Source organism: Pseudomonas sp. S04 (assembly GCF_009834545.1).
Classification (GTDB): Bacteria; Pseudomonadota; Gammaproteobacteria; order Pseudomonadales; family Pseudomonadaceae; genus Aquipseudomonas.
In genome coordinates this window covers 127,559-151,748 of the sequence record NZ_CP019427.1, presented here as the reverse complement: position 1 = coordinate 151,748, position 24,190 = coordinate 127,559, and the positions used below count along the sequence as shown (strand labels likewise).

At 58.0% G+C, this 24,190-nt stretch carries 1 protein-coding gene (only partly in view); it reads left to right on the top strand.

Annotated elements, in window-relative coordinates; translation table 11 throughout:
- Positions 1-24,190: the 3' portion of a retention module-containing protein gene (locus tag PspS04_RS00610; protein ID WP_159993036.1), read on the top strand. The gene continues 4,196 nt to the left of window position 1, outside the view; 24,190 of the gene's 28,386 nt are visible here — the last part of the coding sequence; its start codon lies off the left edge, out of view; its stop codon occupies positions 24,188-24,190.

The following is a 24,190-nucleotide window of genomic DNA, read 5'->3' as shown; positions in this document are numbered from 1 at the left end:
ACTGGGCAACGAAGCCATCGTTACAGTCGGCGACACCACTTCTGAAGTGGTTGCCACTCTGTCTGTGGATAAAACCACCGTCACCGAAGGCGGCTCCGTCACCTACACCGTGACCCTGACCAACGCCGCTGGCCTGCCGATGAGCAACCACGGCGAGTTGACCTTCAAGCTCTCCGACGGCACCACCATCACCGTTCCAGCCAACAGCACCACCGGCACGGCTACCGTGGTCACCAGCAACGACATCTTCACCGGCGGTCAGCCAGCGCTGGTCAACAAGCTGGAAAGCGTATCTGGCGCCGATCAGTTCGAGAAACTGACTCTGGGCAAAGACCAGTTCACTACCACCGTCACCGACCAACCGTCGGGCGAAGGCGACAAGATCACCGTCACCATCGAAAGCAATGGCGATGTGCTGGAAAACGCTGCATCGAAGTTCACCGTCAAGGTTGATCAGGTTCTCAAGCAGGACTTGACCGTGACCCTGAGCAACGGCGACACCGTCGTCATCAAAGCCGGCACCACTAGCGTGCCGTACGAGCTGAAAGCCCAGGGCGACGACGTCTACAAAGACGGTCAAGTCGTGGAAGTTGGTGTCAGCAATGCCACCGTCGACGGCAAATCCTTCGAGAATCTGGTGCTGGGCGACAAAGCCCAAGTCACTATCGACGATACCCTTTCTGAAGTGGTTGCCACTCTGTCTGTGGATAAGTCCACCGTCACCGAAGGCGGTTCCGTCACCTACACCGTGACCCTGACCAACGCCGCTGGCCTGCCGATGAGCAACCACGGCGAGCTGACCTTCAAGCTTTCCGACGGCACCACCCTCACCGTTCCGGCCAACAGCACCACTGGCACGGCTACCGTGGTCACCAGCAACGACATCTTCACCGGCGGTCAGCCAGCGCTGGTCAACAAGCTGGAAAGCGTTTCTGGCACCGATCAGTTCGAGAAACTGACCCTGGGCAAAGACCAGTTCACCACCACCGTCACCGACCAACCCTCGGGCGAAGGCGACAAGATCACCGTCACCATCGAAAGCAACGGTGACGTACTGGAAAATGCTGCGCCTAAGTTCACCGTCAAGGTTGATCAAGTCCTCAAACAAGACTTGACCGTGACCCTGAGCAACGGCGACACCGTCGTCATCAAAGCCGGCACCAGCAGCGTGCCGTACGAACTGAAAGCCCAGGGCGATGACGTCTACAAAGACGGCGAAACCATCAAACTCGGCGTCACCGACGCTGCAGTAGACGGCAAATCCTTCGAAAACCTGGTCCTCGGCAACGAAGCCATCGTTACAGTCGGCGACACCATTTCTGAAGTGGTTGCCACTCTGTCTGTGGATAAGTCCACCGTCACCGAAGGCGGCTCCGTCACCTACACCGTGACCCTGACCAACGCCGCTGGCCTGCCGATGAGCAACCACGGCGAGTTGACCTTCAAACTCTCCGACGGCACCGAGATCAAGATCCCGGCAAACGGCACCACCGGTACTGCCGTGGTCACCGCCAAAGACAACATCTTCACCGGTGGCCAGGACGCGATCGTCAACAAACTCGAGTCGGTCTCGGCTAACAACTTCGAGAAGCTGACACTGGGCGACACGACGTTGACCACTTCGGTCACTGACGAGCCAGGTTCGGGCGATCCAAAAGATCCGGCTAACGAAGGCGACAAGATCACCGTCACCATCGAAAGCAATGGCGACGTCCTGGAAAACGCCGCTCCGAAGTTCACGGTGAAAGTCGATCAGGAACTCAAGCAAGACCTGACCGTCACCCTGAGCAACGGCGCGACCGTGGTGATCAAAGCCGGCACCACCAGCGTTCCATACGAGCTGAAAGCCCAAGGCGACGACGTCTACAAAGACGGCGAAACCATCAAGCTCAGCGTCACTGACGCAACAGTTCCGGGCAAGTCGTTCGAAAACCTGGTGCTTGGCGACGAGGCTGTGGTCAAAGTTGGCGACACACTCACTGAGGTGAAAGCCACCCTGACTGTGGATAAAACCACTGTCGCCGAAGGCGGCGAAGTCACTTACACCGTGACCCTGACCAACGCTGCCGGCATGCCAATGGCCAGCCATGGTCCTCTGGAGTTCACGCTGACCGATGGCACCGTGGTGAAAATCCCGGCTAACGGCACCAGCGGCACTGCCGTGGTCACCGCCAAAGACAACATCTTCACCGGTGGCCAGGACGCGATCGTCAATAAACTCGAGTCGGTCTCGGCTAACAACTTCGAGAAGCTGACACTGGGCGACACGACGTTGACCACTTCGGTCACTGACGAGCCAGGTTCGGGCGATCCAAAAGATCCGGCTAACGAAGGCGACAAAATCACCGTCACCATCGAAAGCAACGGCGACGTGCTGGAAAACGCTGCACCGAAGTTCACGGTGAAAGTCGATCAGGAGCTGAAACAAGACCTGACCGTGACCCTGAGCAACGGCGCGACCGTGGTGATCAAAGCCGGCACCACCAGCGTGCCATACGAGCTGAAAGCCCAGGGCGATGACGTCTACAAAGACGGTGAAACCATCAAGCTCAGCGTCACTGACGCAACAGTTCCGGGCAAGTCGTTCGAAAACCTGGTGCTCGGCGACGAGGCTGTGGTCAAGGTTGGCGACACCCTCACCGAGGTGAAGGCCACCCTGACTGTGGATAAATCCACTGTCGCTGAAGGCGGTGAAGTTACTTACACCGTGACCCTGACCAACGCTGCCGGCATGCCAATGGCCAGCCATGGTCCTCTGGAGTTCACGCTGACCGATGGCACCGTGGTGAAAATCCCGGCTAACGGCACCAGCGGCACTGCTGTGGTCACCGCCAAAGACAACATCTTCACCGGCGGCCAGGATGCGATCGTCAACAAACTCGAGTCGGTCTCGACTAACAACTTCGAGAAGCTGACACTGGGCGACACGACGTTGACCACTTCGGTCACTGACGAGCCAGGTTCGGGCGATCCAAAAGATCCGGCTAACGAAGGCGACAAAATCACCGTCACCATCGAAAGCAATGGCGATGTGCTGGAAAACGCTGCGCCTAAGTTCACCGTCAAAGTCGATCAGGAGCTGAAACAGGACCTGACCGTCACCCTGAGCAACGGCGCGACCGTGGTGATCAAAGCCGGCACCACCAGCGTTCCATACGAGCTGAAAGCCCAGGGCGACGACGTCTACAAAGACGGCGAAACCATCAAGCTCAGCGTCACTGACGCAACAGTTCCGGGCAAGTCGTTCGAAAACCTGGTGCTGGGCGACGAGGCTGTGGTCAAAGTTGGCGACACCCTCACCGAGGTGAAAGCCACCCTGACTGTGGATAAATCCACTGTCGCTGAAGGCGGTGAAGTTACTTACACCGTGACCCTGACCAACGCTGCCGGCATGCCAATGGCCAGCCATGGTCCTCTGGAGTTCACGCTGACCGATGGCACCGTGGTGAAAATCCCGGCTAACGGCACCAGCGGCACTGCCGTAGTCACCGCCAAAGACAACATCTTCACCGGCGGCCAGGACGCGATCGTCAACAAGCTGGAATCCGTCTCGGCCAACAACTTCGAGAAGCTGACCCTCGGCGAAGACCAATACACCACCACCGTCACTGACGAGCCAGGTGCTGACGGCGACAAGATCACCGTCACCATCGAAAGCAACGGCGACGTGCTGGAAAACGCTGCGCCGAAGTTCACCATCAAAGTCGATCAGGAACTCAAGCAAGACCTGACCGTAACCCTGAGCAACGGTGCAACCGTGGTGATCAAAGCCGGCACCACCAGCGTTCCATACGAGCTGAAAGCCCAGGGCGACGACGTCTACAAAGACGGCGAAACCATCAAGCTCAGCGTCACTGACGCAACGGTTCCGGGCAAGTCGTTCGAAAACCTGGTGCTCGGCGACGAGGCTGTGGTCAAGGTTGGCGACACCCTCACTGAGGTGAAAGCCACCCTGACTGTGGATAAATCCACTGTCGCCGAAGGTGGTGAAGTCACCTACACCGTGACCCTGACCAACGCCGCCGGCATGCCGATGGCGAGCCACGGCGAGTTGACCTTCAAACTCACCGACGGCACCGAGATCAAGATCCCGGCAAACGGCACCACCGGTACTGCCGTGGTCACCGCCAAAGACAACATCTTCACCGGCGGCCAGGATGCGATCGTCAACAAGCTGGAATCCGTCTCGGCTAACAACTTCGAGAAGCTAACACTGGGTGACACGACGTTGACCACTTCGGTCACCGACGAGCCAGCAGGCCAAGGCGACAAGATCACCGTCACCATCGAAAGCAACGGCGACGTGCTGGAAAACGCTGCACCTAAGTTCACCGTCAAGGTTGATCAGGAACTGAAACAAGACCTGACCGTAACCTTGAGCAACGGTGCAACCGTGGTGATCAAAGCCGGCACCACCAGCGTGCCATACGAGCTGAAAGCCCAAGGCGACGACGTCTACAAAGACGGCGAAACCATCAAACTGAGCGTCACTGACGCAACGGTTCCAGGTCAGTCGTTCGAGAACCTGGTGCTGGGCGACGAAGCTGTGGTCAACGTTGGCGACACCCTCACTGAGGTGAAAGCCACCCTGACTGTGGATAAATCCACTGTCGCTGAAGGCGGTGAAGTTACTTACACCGTGACCCTGACCAACGCTGCCGGCATGCCGATGGCGAGCCACGGCGAGTTGACCTTCAAACTCACCGACGGCACCGAGATCAAGATCCCGGCAAACAGCACCAGCGGCACTGCAGTGGTCACCGCCAAAGACAACATCTTCACCGGTGGCCAAGATGCGATCGTCAATAAACTCGAGACCGTCTCGGCTAACAACTTCGAGAAGCTGACACTGGGCGACACGACGTTGACCACTTCGGTCACCGACGAGCCAGATACTGACGGCGACAAGATCACCGTCACCATCGAAAGCAACGGCGACGTGCTGGAAAACGCTGCACCTAAGTTCACCGTCAAGGTTGATCAGGAACTGAAACAAGACCTGACCGTAACCTTGAGCAACGGTGCAACCGTGGTGATCAAAGCCGGCACCACCAGCGTGCCATACGAGCTGAAAGCCCAAGGCGACGACGTCTACAAAGACGGCGAAACCATCAAACTGAGCGTCACTGACGCAACGGTTCCGGGTAAGTCCTTCGAGAACCTGGTGCTCGGCGACGAGGCTGTGGTCAAGGTTGGCGACACCCTCACTGAGGTGAAAGCCACCCTGACTGTGGATAAATCCACTGTCGCCGAAGGTGGTGAAGTCACCTACACCGTGACCCTGACCAACGCTGCCGGCATGCCGATGGCGAGCCACGGCGAGTTGACCTTCAAACTCACCGACGGCACCGAGATCAAGATTCCGGCTAACGGCACCAGCGGCACTGCCGTGGTCACCGCCAAAGACAACATCTTCACCGGTGGCCAGGACGCGATCGTCAACAAGCTCGAGTCGGTTTCGGCTAACAACTTCGAGAAGCTGACACTGGGCGACACGACATTGACCACTTCGGTCACCGACGAGCCATCGGGCCAAGGCGACAAGATCACCGTCACCATCGAAAGCAACGGTGATGTACTGGAAAATGCTGCGCCTAAGTTCACCGTCAAGGTTGATCAGGAACTGAAACAAGACCTGACCGTGACCCTGAGCAACGGTGCAACCGTGGTGATCAAAGCCGGCACCACCAGCGTTCCATACGAGCTGAAAGCCCAAGGCGATGACGTCTACAAAGACGGCGAAACCATCAAACTGAGCGTCACTGACGCAACGGTTCCAGGTAAATCGTTCGAGAACCTGGTGCTCGGCGACGAGGCTGTGGTCAAGGTTGGCGACACCCTCACTGAGGTGAAAGCCACCCTGACTGTGGATAAAACCACTGTCGCCGAGGGCGGTGAAGTCACTTACACCGTAACCCTGACCAACGCCGCTGGCATGCCGATGGCGAGCCATGGTCCGCTGGTCTTCACTCTGTCCGACGGCACCAAAATCACCGTTCCTGCGAACGGGACTTCGGCCAGCGCAACTGTCACCGCCAAAGACAACATCTTCACCGGCGGTCAGGACGCGATCGTCAACAAGCTCGAGTCGGTTTCGACTAACAACTTCGAGAAGTTGACCCTCGGCGAAGACCAATACACCACCACCGTTACCGACGAGCCAGGTACTGACGGCGACAAAATCACCGTCACCATCGAAAGCAACGGCGACGTGCTGGAAAACGCTGCGCCGAAGTTCACCGTCAAAGTCGATCAGGAACTGAAACAAGACCTGACCGTGACCCTGAGCAACGGTGCAACCGTGGTGATCAAAGCCGGCACCACCAGCGTTCCATACGAACTGAAAGCGCAAGGCGATGACGTCTACAAAGACGGCGAAACCATCAAGCTCAGCGTCACTGACGCAACGGTTCCGGGCAAGTCGTTCGAAAACCTGGTGCTCGGCGACGAGGCTGTGGTCAAGGTTGGCGACACCCTCACTGAGGTGAAAGCCACCCTGACTGTGGATAAATCCACTGTCGCCGAAGGTGGTGAAGTCACCTACACCGTGACCCTGACCAACGCCGCCGGCATGCCGATGGCGAGCCACGGCGAGTTGACCTTCAAACTCACCGACGGCACCGAGATCAAGATCCCGGCAAACGGCACCACCGGTACTGCCGTGGTCACCGCCAAAGACAACATCTTCACCGGCGGCCAGGATGCGATCGTCAACAAGCTGGAATCCGTCTCGGCTAACAACTTCGAGAAGCTAACACTGGGTGACACGACGTTGACCACTTCGGTCACCGACGAGCCAGCAGGCCAAGGCGACAAGATCACCGTCACCATCGAAAGCAACGGCGACGTGCTGGAAAACGCTGCACCTAAGTTCACCGTCAAGGTTGATCAGGAACTGAAACAAGACCTGACCGTAACCTTGAGCAACGGTGCAACCGTGGTGATCAAAGCCGGCACCACCAGCGTGCCATACGAGCTGAAAGCCCAAGGCGACGACGTCTACAAAGACGGCGAAACCATCAAACTGAGCGTCACTGACGCAACGGTTCCAGGTCAGTCGTTCGAGAACCTGGTGCTGGGCGACGAAGCTGTGGTCAACGTTGGCGACACCCTCACTGAGGTGAAAGCCACCCTGACTGTGGATAAATCCACTGTCGCTGAAGGCGGTGAAGTTACTTACACCGTGACCCTGACCAACGCTGCCGGCATGCCGATGGCGAGCCACGGCGAGTTGACCTTCAAACTCACCGACGGCACCGAGATCAAGATCCCGGCAAACAGCACCAGCGGCACTGCAGTGGTCACCGCCAAAGACAACATCTTCACCGGTGGCCAAGATGCGATCGTCAATAAACTCGAGACCGTCTCGGCTAACAACTTCGAGAAGCTGACACTGGGCGACACGACGTTGACCACTTCGGTCACCGACGAGCCAGATACTGACGGCGACAAGATCACCGTCACCATCGAAAGCAACGGTGATGTACTGGAAAACGCTGCACCGAAGTTCACCGTCAAGGTCGATCAGGAGCTGAAACAAGACTTGACCGTCACCTTGAGCAACGGTGCAACCGTCGTGATCAAGGCCGGCACCACCAGCGTGCCATACGAGCTGAAAGCCCAGGGCGATGACGTCTACAAAGACGGCGAAACCATCAAACTGAGCGTCACTGACGCAACGGTTCCGGGTAAGTCCTTCGAGAACCTGGTGCTCGGCGACGAGGCTGTGGTCAAGGTTGGCGACACCCTCACTGAGGTGAAAGCCACCCTGACTGTGGATAAATCCACTGTCGCCGAAGGTGGTGAAGTCACCTACACCGTGACCCTGACCAACGCCGCCGGCATGCCGATGGCGAGCCACGGCGAGTTGACCTTCAAACTCACCGACGGCACCGAGATCAAGATCCCGGCAAACGGCACCACCGGTACTGCCGTGGTCACCGCCAAAGACAACATCTTCACCGGCGGCCAGGATGCGATCGTCAACAAGCTGGAATCCGTCTCGGCTAACAACTTCGAGAAGCTAACACTGGGTGACACGACGTTGACCACTTCGGTCACCGACGAGCCAGCAGGCCAAGGCGACAAGATCACCGTCACCATCGAAAGCAACGGCGACGTGCTGGAAAACGCTGCACCTAAGTTCACCGTCAAGGTTGATCAGGAACTGAAACAAGACCTGACCGTAACCTTGAGCAACGGTGCAACCGTGGTGATCAAAGCCGGCACCACCAGCGTGCCATACGAGCTGAAAGCCCAAGGCGACGACGTCTACAAAGACGGCGAAACCATCAAACTGAGCGTCACTGACGCAACGGTTCCAGGTCAGTCGTTCGAGAACCTGGTGCTGGGCGACGAAGCTGTGGTCAACGTTGGCGACACCCTCACTGAGGTGAAAGCCACCCTGACTGTGGATAAATCCACTGTCGCTGAAGGCGGTGAAGTTACTTACACCGTGACCCTGACCAACGCTGCCGGCATGCCGATGGCGAGCCACGGCGAGTTGACCTTCAAACTCACCGACGGCACCGAGATCAAGATCCCGGCAAACAGCACCAGCGGCACTGCAGTGGTCACCGCCAAAGACAACATCTTCACCGGTGGCCAAGATGCGATCGTCAATAAACTCGAGACCGTCTCGGCTAACAACTTCGAGAAGCTGACACTGGGCGACACGACGTTGACCACTTCGGTCACCGACGAGCCAGATACTGACGGCGACAAGATCACCGTCACCATCGAAAGCAACGGCGACGTGCTGGAAAACGCTGCACCTAAGTTCACCGTCAAGGTTGATCAGGAACTGAAACAAGACCTGACCGTAACCTTGAGCAACGGTGCAACCGTGGTGATCAAAGCCGGCACCACCAGCGTGCCATACGAGCTGAAAGCCCAAGGCGACGACGTCTACAAAGACGGCGAAACCATCAAACTGAGCGTCACTGACGCAACGGTTCCGGGTAAGTCCTTCGAGAACCTGGTGCTCGGCGACGAGGCTGTGGTCAAGGTTGGCGACACCCTCACTGAGGTGAAAGCCACCCTGACTGTGGATAAATCCACTGTCGCCGAAGGTGGTGAAGTCACCTACACCGTGACCCTGACCAACGCTGCCGGCATGCCGATGGCGAGCCACGGCGAGTTGACCTTCAAACTCACCGACGGCACCGAGATCAAGATCCCGGCAAACAGCACCAGCGGCACTGCAGTGGTCACCGCCAAAGACAACATCTTCACCGGTGGCCAAGATGCGATCGTCAATAAACTCGAGACCGTCTCGGCTAACAACTTCGAGAAGCTGACACTGGGCGACACGACGTTGACCACTTCGGTCACCGACGAGCCAGATACTGACGGCGACAAGATCACCGTCACCATCGAAAGCAACGGTGATGTACTGGAAAACGCTGCACCGAAGTTCACCGTCAAGGTCGATCAGGAGCTGAAACAAGACTTGACCGTCACCTTGAGCAACGGTGCAACCGTCGTGATCAAGGCCGGCACCACCAGCGTGCCATACGAGCTGAAAGCCCAAGGCGACGACGTCTACAAAGACGGCGAAACCATCAAACTGAGCGTCACTGACGCAACGGTTCCAGGTCAGTCGTTCGAGAACCTGGTGCTGGGCGACGAAGCTGTGGTCAACGTTGGCGACACCCTCACTGAGGTGAAAGCCACCCTGACTGTGGATAAATCCACTGTCGCTGAAGGCGGTGAAGTTACTTACACCGTGACCCTGACCAACGCTGCCGGCATGCCGATGGCGAGCCACGGCGAGTTGACCTTCAAACTCACCGACGGCACCGAGATCAAGATCCCGGCAAACAGCACCAGCGGCACTGCAGTGGTCACCGCCAAAGACAACATCTTCACCGGTGGCCAAGATGCGATCGTCAATAAACTCGAGACCGTCTCGGCTAACAACTTCGAGAAGCTGACACTGGGCGACACGACGTTGACCACTTCGGTCACCGACGAGCCAGATACTGACGGCGACAAGATCACCGTCACCATCGAAAGCAACGGTGATGTACTGGAAAACGCTGCACCGAAGTTCACCGTCAAGGTCGATCAGGAGCTGAAACAAGACTTGACCGTCACCTTGAGCAACGGTGCAACCGTCGTGATCAAGGCCGGCACCACCAGCGTGCCATACGAGCTGAAAGCCCAGGGCGATGACGTCTACAAAGACGGCGAAACCATCAAACTGAGCGTCACTGACGCAACGGTTCCGGGTAAGTCCTTCGAGAACCTGGTGCTCGGCGACGAGGCTGTGGTCAAGGTTGGCGACACCCTCACTGAGGTGAAAGCCACCCTGACTGTGGATAAATCCACTGTCGCCGAAGGTGGTGAAGTCACCTACACCGTGACCCTGACCAACGCCGCCGGCATGCCGATGGCGAGCCACGGCGAGTTGACCTTCAAACTCACCGACGGCACCGAGATCAAGATCCCGGCAAACGGCACCACCGGTACTGCCGTGGTCACCGCCAAAGACAACATCTTCACCGGCGGCCAGGATGCGATCGTCAACAAGCTGGAATCCGTCTCGGCTAACAACTTCGAGAAGCTAACACTGGGTGACACGACGTTGACCACTTCGGTCACCGACGAGCCAGCAGGCCAAGGCGACAAGATCACCGTCACCATCGAAAGCAACGGCGACGTGCTGGAAAACGCTGCACCTAAGTTCACCGTCAAGGTTGATCAGGAACTGAAACAAGACCTGACCGTAACCTTGAGCAACGGTGCAACCGTGGTGATCAAAGCCGGCACCACCAGCGTGCCATACGAGCTGAAAGCCCAAGGCGACGACGTCTACAAAGACGGCGAAACCATCAAACTGAGCGTCACTGACGCAACGGTTCCAGGTCAGTCGTTCGAGAACCTGGTGCTGGGCGACGAAGCTGTGGTCAACGTTGGCGACACCCTCACTGAGGTGAAAGCCACCCTGACTGTGGATAAATCCACTGTCGCTGAAGGCGGTGAAGTTACTTACACCGTGACCCTGACCAACGCTGCCGGCATGCCGATGGCGAGCCACGGCGAGTTGACCTTCAAACTCACCGACGGCACCGAGATCAAGATCCCGGCAAACAGCACCAGCGGCACTGCAGTGGTCACCGCCAAAGACAACATCTTCACCGGTGGCCAAGATGCGATCGTCAATAAACTCGAGACCGTCTCGGCTAACAACTTCGAGAAGCTGACACTGGGCGACACGACGTTGACCACTTCGGTCACCGACGAGCCAGATACTGACGGCGACAAGATCACCGTCACCATCGAAAGCAACGGTGATGTACTGGAAAACGCTGCACCGAAGTTCACCGTCAAGGTCGATCAGGAGCTGAAACAAGACTTGACCGTCACCTTGAGCAACGGTGCAACCGTCGTGATCAAGGCCGGCACCACCAGCGTGCCATACGAGCTGAAAGCCCAGGGCGATGACGTCTACAAAGACGGCGAAACCATCAAACTGAGCGTCACTGACGCAACGGTTCCGGGTAAGTCCTTCGAGAACCTGGTGCTCGGCGACGAGGCTGTGGTCAAGGTTGGCGACACCCTCACTGAGGTGAAAGCCACCCTGACTGTGGATAAATCCACTGTCGCCGAAGGTGGTGAAGTCACCTACACCGTGACCCTGACCAACGCCGCCGGCATGCCGATGGCGAGCCACGGCGAGTTGACCTTCAAACTCACCGACGGCACCGAGATCAAGATCCCGGCAAACGGCACCACCGGTACTGCCGTGGTCACCGCCAAAGACAACATCTTCACCGGCGGCCAGGATGCGATCGTCAACAAGCTGGAATCCGTCTCGGCTAACAACTTCGAGAAGCTAACACTGGGTGACACGACGTTGACCACTTCGGTCACCGACGAGCCAGCAGGCCAAGGCGACAAGATCACCGTCACCATCGAAAGCAACGGCGACGTGCTGGAAAACGCTGCACCTAAGTTCACCGTCAAGGTTGATCAGGAACTGAAACAAGACCTGACCGTAACCTTGAGCAACGGTGCAACCGTGGTGATCAAAGCCGGCACCACCAGCGTGCCATACGAGCTGAAAGCCCAAGGCGACGACGTCTACAAAGACGGCGAAACCATCAAACTGAGCGTCACTGACGCAACGGTTCCAGGTCAGTCGTTCGAGAACCTGGTGCTGGGCGACGAAGCTGTGGTCAACGTTGGCGACACCCTCACTGAGGTGAAAGCCACCCTGACTGTGGATAAATCCACTGTCGCTGAAGGCGGTGAAGTTACTTACACCGTGACCCTGACCAACGCTGCCGGCATGCCGATGGCGAGCCACGGCGAGTTGACCTTCAAACTCACCGACGGCACCGAGATCAAGATCCCGGCAAACAGCACCAGCGGCACTGCAGTGGTCACCGCCAAAGACAACATCTTCACCGGTGGCCAAGATGCGATCGTCAATAAACTCGAGACCGTCTCGGCTAACAACTTCGAGAAGCTGACACTGGGCGACACGACGTTGACCACTTCGGTCACCGACGAGCCAGATACTGACGGCGACAAGATCACCGTCACCATCGAAAGCAACGGCGACGTGCTGGAAAACGCTGCACCTAAGTTCACCGTCAAGGTTGATCAGGAACTGAAACAAGACCTGACCGTAACCTTGAGCAACGGTGCAACCGTGGTGATCAAAGCCGGCACCACCAGCGTGCCATACGAGCTGAAAGCCCAAGGCGACGACGTCTACAAAGACGGCGAAACCATCAAACTGAGCGTCACTGACGCAACGGTTCCGGGTAAGTCCTTCGAGAACCTGGTGCTCGGCGACGAGGCTGTGGTCAAGGTTGGCGACACCCTCACTGAGGTGAAAGCCACCCTGACTGTGGATAAATCCACTGTCGCCGAAGGTGGTGAAGTCACCTACACCGTGACCCTGACCAACGCTGCCGGCATGCCGATGGCGAGCCACGGCGAGTTGACCTTCAAACTCACCGACGGCACCGAGATCAAGATCCCGGCAAACAGCACCAGCGGCACTGCAGTGGTCACCGCCAAAGACAACATCTTCACCGGTGGCCAAGATGCGATCGTCAATAAACTCGAGACCGTCTCGGCTAACAACTTCGAGAAGCTGACACTGGGCGACACGACGTTGACCACTTCGGTCACCGACGAGCCAGATACTGACGGCGACAAGATCACCGTCACCATCGAAAGCAACGGTGATGTACTGGAAAACGCTGCACCGAAGTTCACCGTCAAGGTCGATCAGGAGCTGAAACAAGACTTGACCGTCACCTTGAGCAACGGTGCAACCGTCGTGATCAAGGCCGGCACCACCAGCGTGCCATACGAGCTGAAAGCCCAGGGCGATGACGTCTACAAAGACGGCGAAACCATCAAACTGAGCGTCACTGACGCAACGGTTCCGGGTAAGTCCTTCGAGAACCTGGTGCTCGGCGACGAGGCTGTGGTCAAGGTTGGCGACACCCTCACTGAGGTGAAAGCCACCCTGACTGTGGATAAATCCACTGTCGCCGAAGGTGGTGAAGTCACCTACACCGTGACCCTGACCAACGCCGCCGGCATGCCGATGGCGAACCATGGCGAGTTGACCTTCAAACTCACCGACGGCACCGAGATCAAGATCCCGGCTAACGGCACCACCGGCACTGCTGTGGTCACCGCCAAAGACAACATCTTCACCGGCGGCCAGGATGCGATCGTCAACAAACTCGAGTCGGTTTCGGCTAACAACTTCGAGAAGCTGACCCTCGGCAAAGACCAATACACCACTACCGTCACCGACGAGCCAGCGGGCCAAGGCGACAAGATCACCGTCACCATCGAAAGCAACGGCGACGTGCTGGAAAACGCTGCACCGAAGTTCACCGTCAAAGTCGATCAGGAGCTGAAGCAAGACCTGACTGTCACCCTGAGCAACGGCGCGACCGTGGTGATCAAAGCCGGCACCACCAGCGTGCCGTACGAGCTGAAAGCGCAAGGCGATGACGTCTATAAAGACGGCGAAACCATCAAGCTGAGCGTCACTGACGCAACGGTTCCAGGTAAGTCATTCGAAAACCTGGTGCTCGGCGACGAAGCTGTGGTCAAAGTTGGCGACACCCTCACTGAGGTGAAAGCCACCCTGACTGTGGATAAATCCACTGTCGCCGAAGGCGGTGAAGTTACCTACACCGTGACCCTGACCAACGCTGCCGGCATGCCGATGGCGAGCCACGGCGAGTTGACCTTCAAACTCACCGACGGCACCGAGATCAAGATCCCGGCCAACAGCACCACCGGCACTGCCGTGGTCACCGCCAAAGACAACATCTTCACCGGCGGTCAGGACGCGATCGTCAATAAACTTGAGACCGTCTCGGCCAACAACTTCGAGAAGTTGACACTGGGCGAAGACCAATACACCACCACCGTTACCGACGAGCCAGGTTCGGGCGATCCAAAAGATCCGGCCAACGAAGGCGACAAGATCACCGTCACCATCGAAAGCAACGGCGATGTGCTGGAAAACGCTGCTCCGAAGTTCACCGTCAAAGTCGATCAGGAACTCAAGCAAGACCTGACCGTGACCCTGAGCAACGGCGCGACCGTGGTGATCAAAGCTGGCACCACCAGCGTGCCGTACGAGCTGAAAGCCCAGGGCGACGACGTCTACAAAGACGGCGAAACCATCAAACTGAGCGTCACTGACGCAACGGTTCCAGGTAAGTCGTTCGAAAACCTGGTGCTCGGCGACGAGGCTGTGGTCAAGGTGGGTGACACTCTCACCGAGGTGAAAGCCACACTGACTGTGGATAAAACCACTGTCGCCGAAGGCGGTGAAGTTACTTACACCGTGACCCTGACCAATGCTGCTGGCATGCCGATGGCGAGCCACGGCGAGTTGACCTTCAAGCTCACCGACGGCACCGAGATCAAGATTCCGGCCAATAGCACCAGTGGTACGGCTGTGGTCACCGCCAAAGACAACATCTTCACCGGCGGCCAGGACGCGATCGTCAACAAGCTGGAATCCGTCTCGGCCAACAACTTCGAGAAGTTGACCCTCGGCGAAGACCAATACACCACCACCGTCACCGACGAGCCATCGGGCCAAGGCGACAAAATCACCGTCACCATCGAAAGCAACGGCGACGTGCTGGAAAACGCTGCACCGAAGTTCACGGTGAAAGTCGATCAGGAACTGAAACAAGACCTGACCGTGACCTTGAGCAACGGCGCGACCGTGGTGATCAAGGCTGGCACCACCAGCGTGCCGTACGAGCTGAAAGCGCAAGGCGACGATGTCTACAAAGATGGCGAAACCATCAAACTGAGCGTCACTGACGCAACAGTTCCAGGCAAGTCCTTCGAGAACCTGGTGCTCGGCGACGAGGCTGTGGTCAAGGTTGGCGACACCCTCACTGAGGTGAAGGCCACCCTGACTGTGGATAAAACCACCGTCGCCGAAGGTGGTGAAGTCACTTACACCGTGACCCTGACCAACGCCGCCGGCATGCCGATGGCCAGCCACGGCGAGTTGACCTTCAAACTCACCGACGGCACCGAGATCAAGATCCCGGCTAACGGCACCAGTGGCACTGCCGTGGTCACCGCCAAAGACAACATCTTCACCGGCGGTCAGGACGCGATCGTCAATAAACTCGAGACCGTCTCCTCGAACAACTTCGAGAAGCTGACCCTCGGCAAAGACCAATACACCACTACCGTCACCGACGAGCCATCGGGCCAAGGCGACAAAATCACCGTCACCATCGAAAGCAACGGCGACGTGCTGGAAAACGCTGCACCGAAGTTCACGGTGAAAGTCGATCAGGAGCTAAAACAAGACCTGACCGTCACCCTGAGCAACGGCGCGACCGTGGTGATCAAAGCCGGCACTACCAGCGTGCCATACGAACTGAAAGCCCAAGGCGACGACGTCTACAAAGACGGCGAAACCATCAAGCTGAGCGTCACTGACGCAACGGTTCCAGGTAAATCGTTCGAGAATCTGGTGCTCGGCGACGAGGCTGTGGTCAAGGTTGGCGACACCCTCACCGAGGTGAAAGCCACCCTGACTGTGGATAAAACCACCGTCGCCGAAGGCGGTGAAGTCACTTACACCGTGACGCTGACCAACGCTGCTGGCATGCCAATGGCCAGCCATGGTCCTCTGGAGTTCACGCTGACCGATGGCACCGTGGTGAAAATCCCGGCTAACGGCACCAGCGGTACTGCAGTGGTCACCGCCAAAGACAACATCTTCACCGGTGGTCAGGATGCGATCGTCAACAAGCTGGAATCCGTCTCGGCTAACAACTTCGAGAAGCTGACCCTCGGCGACACGACGTTGACCACTTCGGTCACCGACGAGCCAGGCTCGGGCGATCCAAAAGACCCAGCTAACGAAGGCGACAAAATCACCGTCACCATCGAAAGCAATGGCGATGTACTGGAAAACGCTGCGCCTAAATTCACGGTGAAAGTCGATCAGGAACTGAAACAAGACCTGACCGTGACCTTGAGCAACGGCGCGACCGTGGTGATCAAAGCTGGCACCACCAGCGTGCCGTACGAGCTGAAAGCCCAGGGCGATGACGTCTACAAAGACGGCGAAACCATCAAACTGAGCGTCACTGACGCAACGGTTCCGGGCAAGTCGTTCGAGAACCTGGTGCTCGGCGACGAGGCTGTGGTCAAGGTTGGCGACACCCTCACTGAGGTGAAGGCCACCCTGACTGTGGATAAAACCACCGTCGCCGAAGGTGGTGAAGTCACTTACACCGTGACCCTGACCAACGCCGCCGGCATGCCGATGGCCAGCCACGGCGAGTTGACCTTCAAACTCACCGACGGCACCGAGATCAAGATCCCGGCTAACGGCACCAGTGGCACTGCCGTGGTCACCGCCAAAGACAACATCTTCACCGGCGGTCAGGACGCGATCGTCAATAAACTCGAGACCGTCTCCTCGAACAACTTCGAGAAGCTGACCCTCGGCAAAGACCAATACACCACTACCGTCACCGACGAGCCATCGGGCCAAGGCGACAAAATCACCGTCACCATCGAAAGCAACGGCGACGTGCTGGAAAACGCTGCACCGAAGTTCACGGTGAAAGTCGATCAGGAGCTAAAACAAGACCTGACCGTCACCCTGAGCAACGGCGCGACCGTGGTGATCAAAGCCGGCACTACCAGCGTGCCATACGAACTGAAAGCCCAAGGCGACGACGTCTACAAAGACGGCGAAACCATCAAGCTGAGCGTCACTGACGCAACGGTTCCAGGTAAATCGTTCGAGAATCTGGTGCTCGGCGACGAGGCTGTGGTCAAGGTTGGCGACACCCTCACCGAGGTGAAAGCCACCCTGACTGTGGATAAAACCACCGTCGCCGAAGGCGGTGAAGTCACTTACACCGTGACGCTGACCAACGCTGCTGGCATGCCAATGGCCAGCCATGGTCCTCTGGAGTTCACGCTGACCGATGGCACCGTGGTGAAAATCCCGGCTAACGGCACCAGCGGTACTGCAGTGGTCACCGCCAAAGACAACATCTTCACCGGTGGTCAGGATGCGATCGTCAACAAGCTGGAATCCGTCTCGGCTAACAACTTCGAGAAGCTGACCCTCGGCGACACGACGTTGACCACTTCGGTCACCGACGAGCCAGGCTCGGGCGATCCAAAAGACCCAGCTAACGAAGGCGACAAAATCACCGTCACCATCGAAAGCAATGGCGATGTACTGGAAAACGCTGCGCCTAAATTCACGGTGAAAGTCGATCAGGAACTGAAACAAGACCTGACCGTGACCTTGAGCAACGGCGCGACCGTGGTGATCAAAGCTGGCACCACCAGCGTGCCGTACGAGCTGAAAGCCCAGGGCGATGACGTCTACAAAGACGGCGAAACCATCAAACTGAGCGTCACTGACGCAACGGTTCCGGGCAAGTCGTTCGAGAACCTGGTGCTTGGCGACGAGGCTGTGGTCAAGGTTGGCGACACCCTCACTGAGGTGAAAGCCACCCTGACTGTGGATAAATCCACTGTCGCCGAAGGTGGTGAAGTCACTTACACCGTGACGCTGACCAACGCTGCTGGCATGCCAATGGCGAGCCATGGTCCTCTGGAGTTCACGCTGACCGATGGCACCGTGGTGAAAATCCCGGCTAACGGTACCACCGGCACTGCAGTGGTCACCGCCAAAGACAACATCTTCATCGGTGGCCAGGACGCAATCGTCAATAAACTCGAGTCGGTCTCCTCGAACAACTTCGAGAAACTGACCCTGGGTGATACCACGCTGACCACTTCGGTCACTGACGAGCCAGGTACTGACGGCGACAAGATCACTGTCACCATCGAAAGCAACGGTGATGTGCTGGAAAACGCGGCACCGAAGTTCACCGTCAAAGTCGATCAGGAACTGAAACAAGACCTGAGCGTCACCCTGAGCAACGGTGCAACCGTGGTGATCAAGGCCGGCACCACCAGCGTGCCGTACGAACTGAAAGCCCAGGGTGACGACGTCTACAAAGACGGCGAAACCATCAAACTGAGCGTCACTGACGCAACGGTTCCAGGTAAGTCGTTCGAAAACCTGGTGCTCGGCGACGAGGCTGTGGTCAAGGTGGGTGACACTCTCACCGAGGTGAAAGCCACACTGACTGTGGATAAAACCACTGTCGCCGAAGGCGGTGAAGTTACTTACACCGTGACCCTGACCAATGCTGCTGGCATGCCGATGGCGAGCCACGGCGAGTTGACCTTCAAGCTCACCGACGGCACCGAGATCAAGATTCCGGCCAATAGCACCAGTGGTACGGCTGTGGTCACCGCCAAAGACAACATCTTCACCGGCGGCCAGGACGCGATCGTCAACAAGCTGGAATCCGTCTCGGCCAACAACTTCGAGAAGTTGACCCTCGGCGAAGACCAATACACCACCACCGTCACCGACGAGCCATCGGGCCAAGGCGACAAAATCACCGTCACCATCGAAAGCAACGGCGACGTGCTGGAAAACGCTGCACCGAAGTTCACGGTGAAAGTCGATCAGGAACTGAAACAAGACCTGACCGTGACCTTGAGCAACGGCGCGACCGTGGTGATCAAGGCTGGCACCACCAGCGTGCCGTACGAGCTGAAAGCGCAAGGCGACGATGTCTACAAAGATGGCGAAACCATCAAACTGAGCGTCACTGACGCAACAGTTCCAGGCAAGTCCTTCGAGAACCTGGTGCTCGGCGACGAGGCTGTGGTCAAGGTTGGCGACACCCTCACTGAGGTGAAGGCCACCCTGACTGTGGATAAAACCACCGTCGCCGAAGGTGGTGAAGTCACTTACACCGTGACCCTGACCAACGCCGCCGGCATGCCGATGGCCAGCCACGGCGAGTTGACCTTCAAACTCACCGACGGCACCGAGATCAAGATCCCGGCTAACGGCACCAGTGGCACTGCCGTGGTCACCGCCAAAGACAACATCTTCACCGGCGGTCAGGACGCGATCGTCAATAAACTCGAGACCGTCTCCTCGAACAACTTCGAGAAGCTGACCCTCGGCAAAGACCAATACACCACTACCGTCACCGACGAGCCATCGGGCCAAGGCGACAAAATCACCGTCACCATCGAAAGCAACGGCGACGTGCTGGAAAACGCTGCGCCTAAGTTCACCGTCAAAGTCGATCAGGAGCTGAAACAGGACCTGACCGTCACCCTGAGCAACGGCGCGACCGTGGTGATCAAAGCCGGCACTACCAGCGTGCCATACGAACTGAAAGCCCAAGGCGACGACGTCTACAAAGACGGCGAAACCATCAAGCTGAGCGTCACTGACGCAACGGTTCCAGGTAAATCGTTCGAGAATCTGGTGCTCGGCGACGAGGCTGTGGTCAAGGTTGGCGACACCCTCACCGAGGTGAAAGCCACCCTGACTGTGGATAAAACCACCGTCGCCGAAGGCGGTGAAGTCACTTACACCGTGACGCTGACCAACGCTGCCGGCATGCCGATGGCCAGCCACGGCGAGTTGACCTTCAAACTCACCGACGGCACCGAGATCAAGATCCCGGCCAACAGCACCACCGGCACTGCCGTGGTCACCGCCAAAGACAACATCTTCACCGGTGGTCAGGATGCGATCGTCAACAAACTCGAGTCGGTTTCGGCCAACAACTTCGAGAAGCTGACCCTCGGCAAAGACCAATACACCACTACCGTCACCGACGAGCCAGCGGGCCAAGGCGACAAGATCACCGTCACCATCGAAAGCAATGGCGATGTACTGGAAAACGCTGCGCCTAAGTTCACGGTGAAAGTCGATCAGGAACTGAAACAAGACCTGACCGTCACCTTGAGCAACGGTGCAACCGTGGTGATCAAAGCCGGCACCACCAGCGTTCCATACGAGCTGAAAGCCCAGGGCGATGACGTCTACAAAGACGGCGAAACCATCAAGCTGAGCGTCACTGACGCAACGGTTCCGGGCAAGTCGTTCGAGAACCTGGTGCTCGGCGGCGAAGCCGTGGTGAAAGTCAGCGACACCCTCACCGAAGTGACGGCCACCCTGAGTGTGGATAAAACCACTGTCGCCGAAGGCGGCCAGATCACCTACACCGTGACCCTGACCAACACCGCTGGCCTGCCAATGGCCAGCCACGGTGAGCTGACCTTCAAACTCAGCGACGGCACCACGGTCAAGATCCCGGCCAATGGCACCACGGGCACTGCAGTGGTCTTTGCCAAGGACGACATCTTCACTGGCGGCCAGGCTCCGATCGTCAACAAGCTGGTTTCGGTCACCGGTAACGAGAACTTCGAGAAGCTGACGCTCAAAGACACCACGTTGACCACCACCGTGACAGATGAACCAAGTGGCCAGGGCGACCTGACCACCGTGGGTATCAGTGGTGTGACTTCGGTGATCGAAGGCCAATCGGCGCATTACACGCTGAACCTGAGCAACACCGCCAAGACCGATGTGACGGTGACCTTGAAGTACACTGGCACCGCGATCGATGGTGTGGATTTCAGCGGTGTAGTGACGGTCACGATTCCGGCCAACAGCAACAATGTCGGGTTCGATATCAGCACCCGCGATGACAAGCTGGTCGAAGGTGCCGAGAACTTCGTGATCACTATCGACAAGGCTACCGGTGGTTCCTTCGAAAGCCTGGGGATCGATCCGGACAAGTCCAGCGTGATCACCACCATCGTCGACAACGACCATGCACCTGTGACTGTCGGCGGGGCCGTTACCGGTCTCGAAGACACGACCATGACCCTGACCTGGGACAACTTCAAGGTCACCGACGTCGATAACGACAGCCCGTTGAGCATCACCATCACCCAGGTATCGGGCGCTGGCGAGTTACTGTTCAACGGCGTCAAGGTCACGGTTGGCCAAACCATCAGCCAGGCGGATATCGCCCTCGGCAAACTGACGTTTGTGCCCGCACGCAACGAGTCGGGTGCCGACGGTTATGGCGGCACCGGAGTGGGCAACAAAGCCGCGGATTACGCGCAGATCAAGTTCAAGCCTACCGATGGCTTCAACCTGGGCAATGAAGCGACCTTGAAGGTCGATATCACTCCGCAGGCCGATGCGCCAACACTGAGCATCGCCGGCACCAACGTGAACTCGACCGGCTTGATCAAGGAAACCTGGACCGGCCTGACTGCGCTGAACACCGGCTTCAATGGTGCAGGCAGCGGTGCACCAACCAACACCCTGAAATCGGTGATCGACGCGGCCGGCAAGCCAAACACCAGCACCACCGTCAGCGACGTGCAGGAAGGCAGTGTGACGGCTGGGGTTGCCTCGAAAACCTCCGGCCTGATTTACCTCGAAGCCGGCAAGGTCTACTCCTTCAGCGGTACCGGCGACGACAGCCTGCTGGTGACCATTGGCGGCCAGAACGTGGCCAGCGCCCTGTGGGGCAATGGCGGCACGCTCAACGGTAGCTTCACGCCGACCACCAGCGGTTACTACACCCTGGACATCTACCACCACAACCAGAGCGGCGCGGGCAGCTACGACGTCAACATCAAGGTGGACAACGGTCCGGTGCTCAACCTGAATAATGCCGGCGTGCCGATCTACACCGGCGTCAACGACCTGATCAATGCCGGCGTGACGGTTTCCGACCTGCACGGCAGCAACGGTGAGGGTTACTACGACGGTTACAAACTCAACACCGGTCCAGAAGGCGGCACCATCAAGCTGTCGGCCATCACCACCGAACTGACCGACAGGGACGGTTCCGAAAGCCTGAGCGTGAAGATCGGCGGGATTCCGGCGGGCTCCGTGCTCAGCGATGGCGCCGGTCATACCTTCACGGCCACCGCGACCAATGGCGAGGCGATTGTCACCGGCTGGAACCTCGGCACGCTGACCATCACCCCGCCGCCGTACCACAGCACCTCGTTCAACTTGACGGTGACGTCGACGTCCACCGAGCAGTTGGGTGGTTCCGCGCCAAGTACTGCGCAGATCCCGGTGACCCTGTACCCGGCGACGTACAACCCGATCATGGGCACGACCAAGGATGACAACATCCTGGGGACCGACAGCAATGACATCGTCATTGCCGACATCGGTGGCCTGAACGTGGTCCAGGGCAAGAACTACAACATCGCGTTCATGGTCGACACCTCCGGCAGTATGGACACCTCGATCAAGGCGGCGAAGGAGTCGCTGGCCCTGATGTTCAACACCCTCAAGCAGAGCCTGGGTGCGGACTCCTCGGGGACGGTGAACATCTTCCTGACAACCTTCGACAGCACCGTGAGCAAGACGCTGTCGGTCAATCTCAATGACCAGGGCGCGCTGGAGCAACTGCAGGGCATGGTCAGGTCGATGCAGTCGGGCGGCGGCACCAACTACGAGGACGTCTTCAAGACCACGGCCAACTGGTTCCAGAGCGATCAGGCTACGGGTAACAAAGGCGCCACCAACCTGACGTACTTCATCACCGACGGTCAGCCCAACTACTACCAGAGTGGCGAGCAGACCAACCCGGTGGTAGCGGACTTCTACTACAGCACCACCAAAAACGACGGCAAGCTGGACGACTACTTGAACGTCAACAACTACAAACTGGGCGATACCGCGTATATCACCCTGGGCGGTGTGAGCCGCCAGTTGATCAACAGTAACGGCCAGGTCCTCAAATGGACGGAATACGAGCCGGGCAAGTGGTACAACTCCAATACCCTCGGCACGATCCGTGCGCAGGGTGACGGTACGTATGAGATCTCCTACACCGATGACAGGAATGGCACGACCAGTAACTCCAACAGCAGCTTCCTGTTGCTCAGTGGCCTGTCGCAGGTCGAGGCGATCGGCCTGAACAAGACCATCAAGCCGGCCGACCTGATTCCGTACGACACCGATGACAAGCCGCAAACCAACATCGATCCGAAGGACCTGGCCAATGCCATCCTCGGCCACTCCGAGGCGACCCTGCCGGGTGCCGACAAGGTCGATGGCGGTGATGGCAACGACATCATCTTCGGCGACCTGGTGAGCTTCAATGGCATTGCCGGCGAGGGTTACCAGGCCATGCAGGCCTTCGTTGGCCAGCAAACTGGGGTGGACGCCAGCAAGGTCACTGCCAGCAATGTGCACCAGTACGTCACCGAGCACTACAACGCGTTCGATGTGTCCGGGGCGCGTGACGGTATCGACAACCTGCTGGGCGGTGCCGGTAACGACATCATCTTCGGCCAGGGTGGCGACGATGTGCTCGACGGCGGCAAGGGCAATGACATCCTGCTGGGTGGTACCGGCAAGGACACGCTGCTGGGCGGTGAAGGCAACGACATCCTGTTGGGCGGTTCGGGCAATGACATCCTGACCGGCGGCTCTGGTGCCGACACCTTCGTCTGGAAGTCAGGTGATACCGGCAATGACGTGATCAAGGACTTCAAGGCCAGCGAAGGTGACCGCATCGATCTGCGTGACCTGTTGCAGGGCGAGAGCGCCAGCACCATCGACAACTTCCTGAAAATCACCACGGTGGAAGGGGTATCGACGTTGCAGGTCAGTTCCGAAGGCAAGCTCAATACCGCAGGTGGCATCGCCAACGCCGACGTGACGATCAAACTGGAAGGCAACAACTGGTCCGGTCAGAGCGTCAACTCGCTGGTGGTCGGCCTCGACCCAACCATCAAGATCGACCACAACAACAGTTGA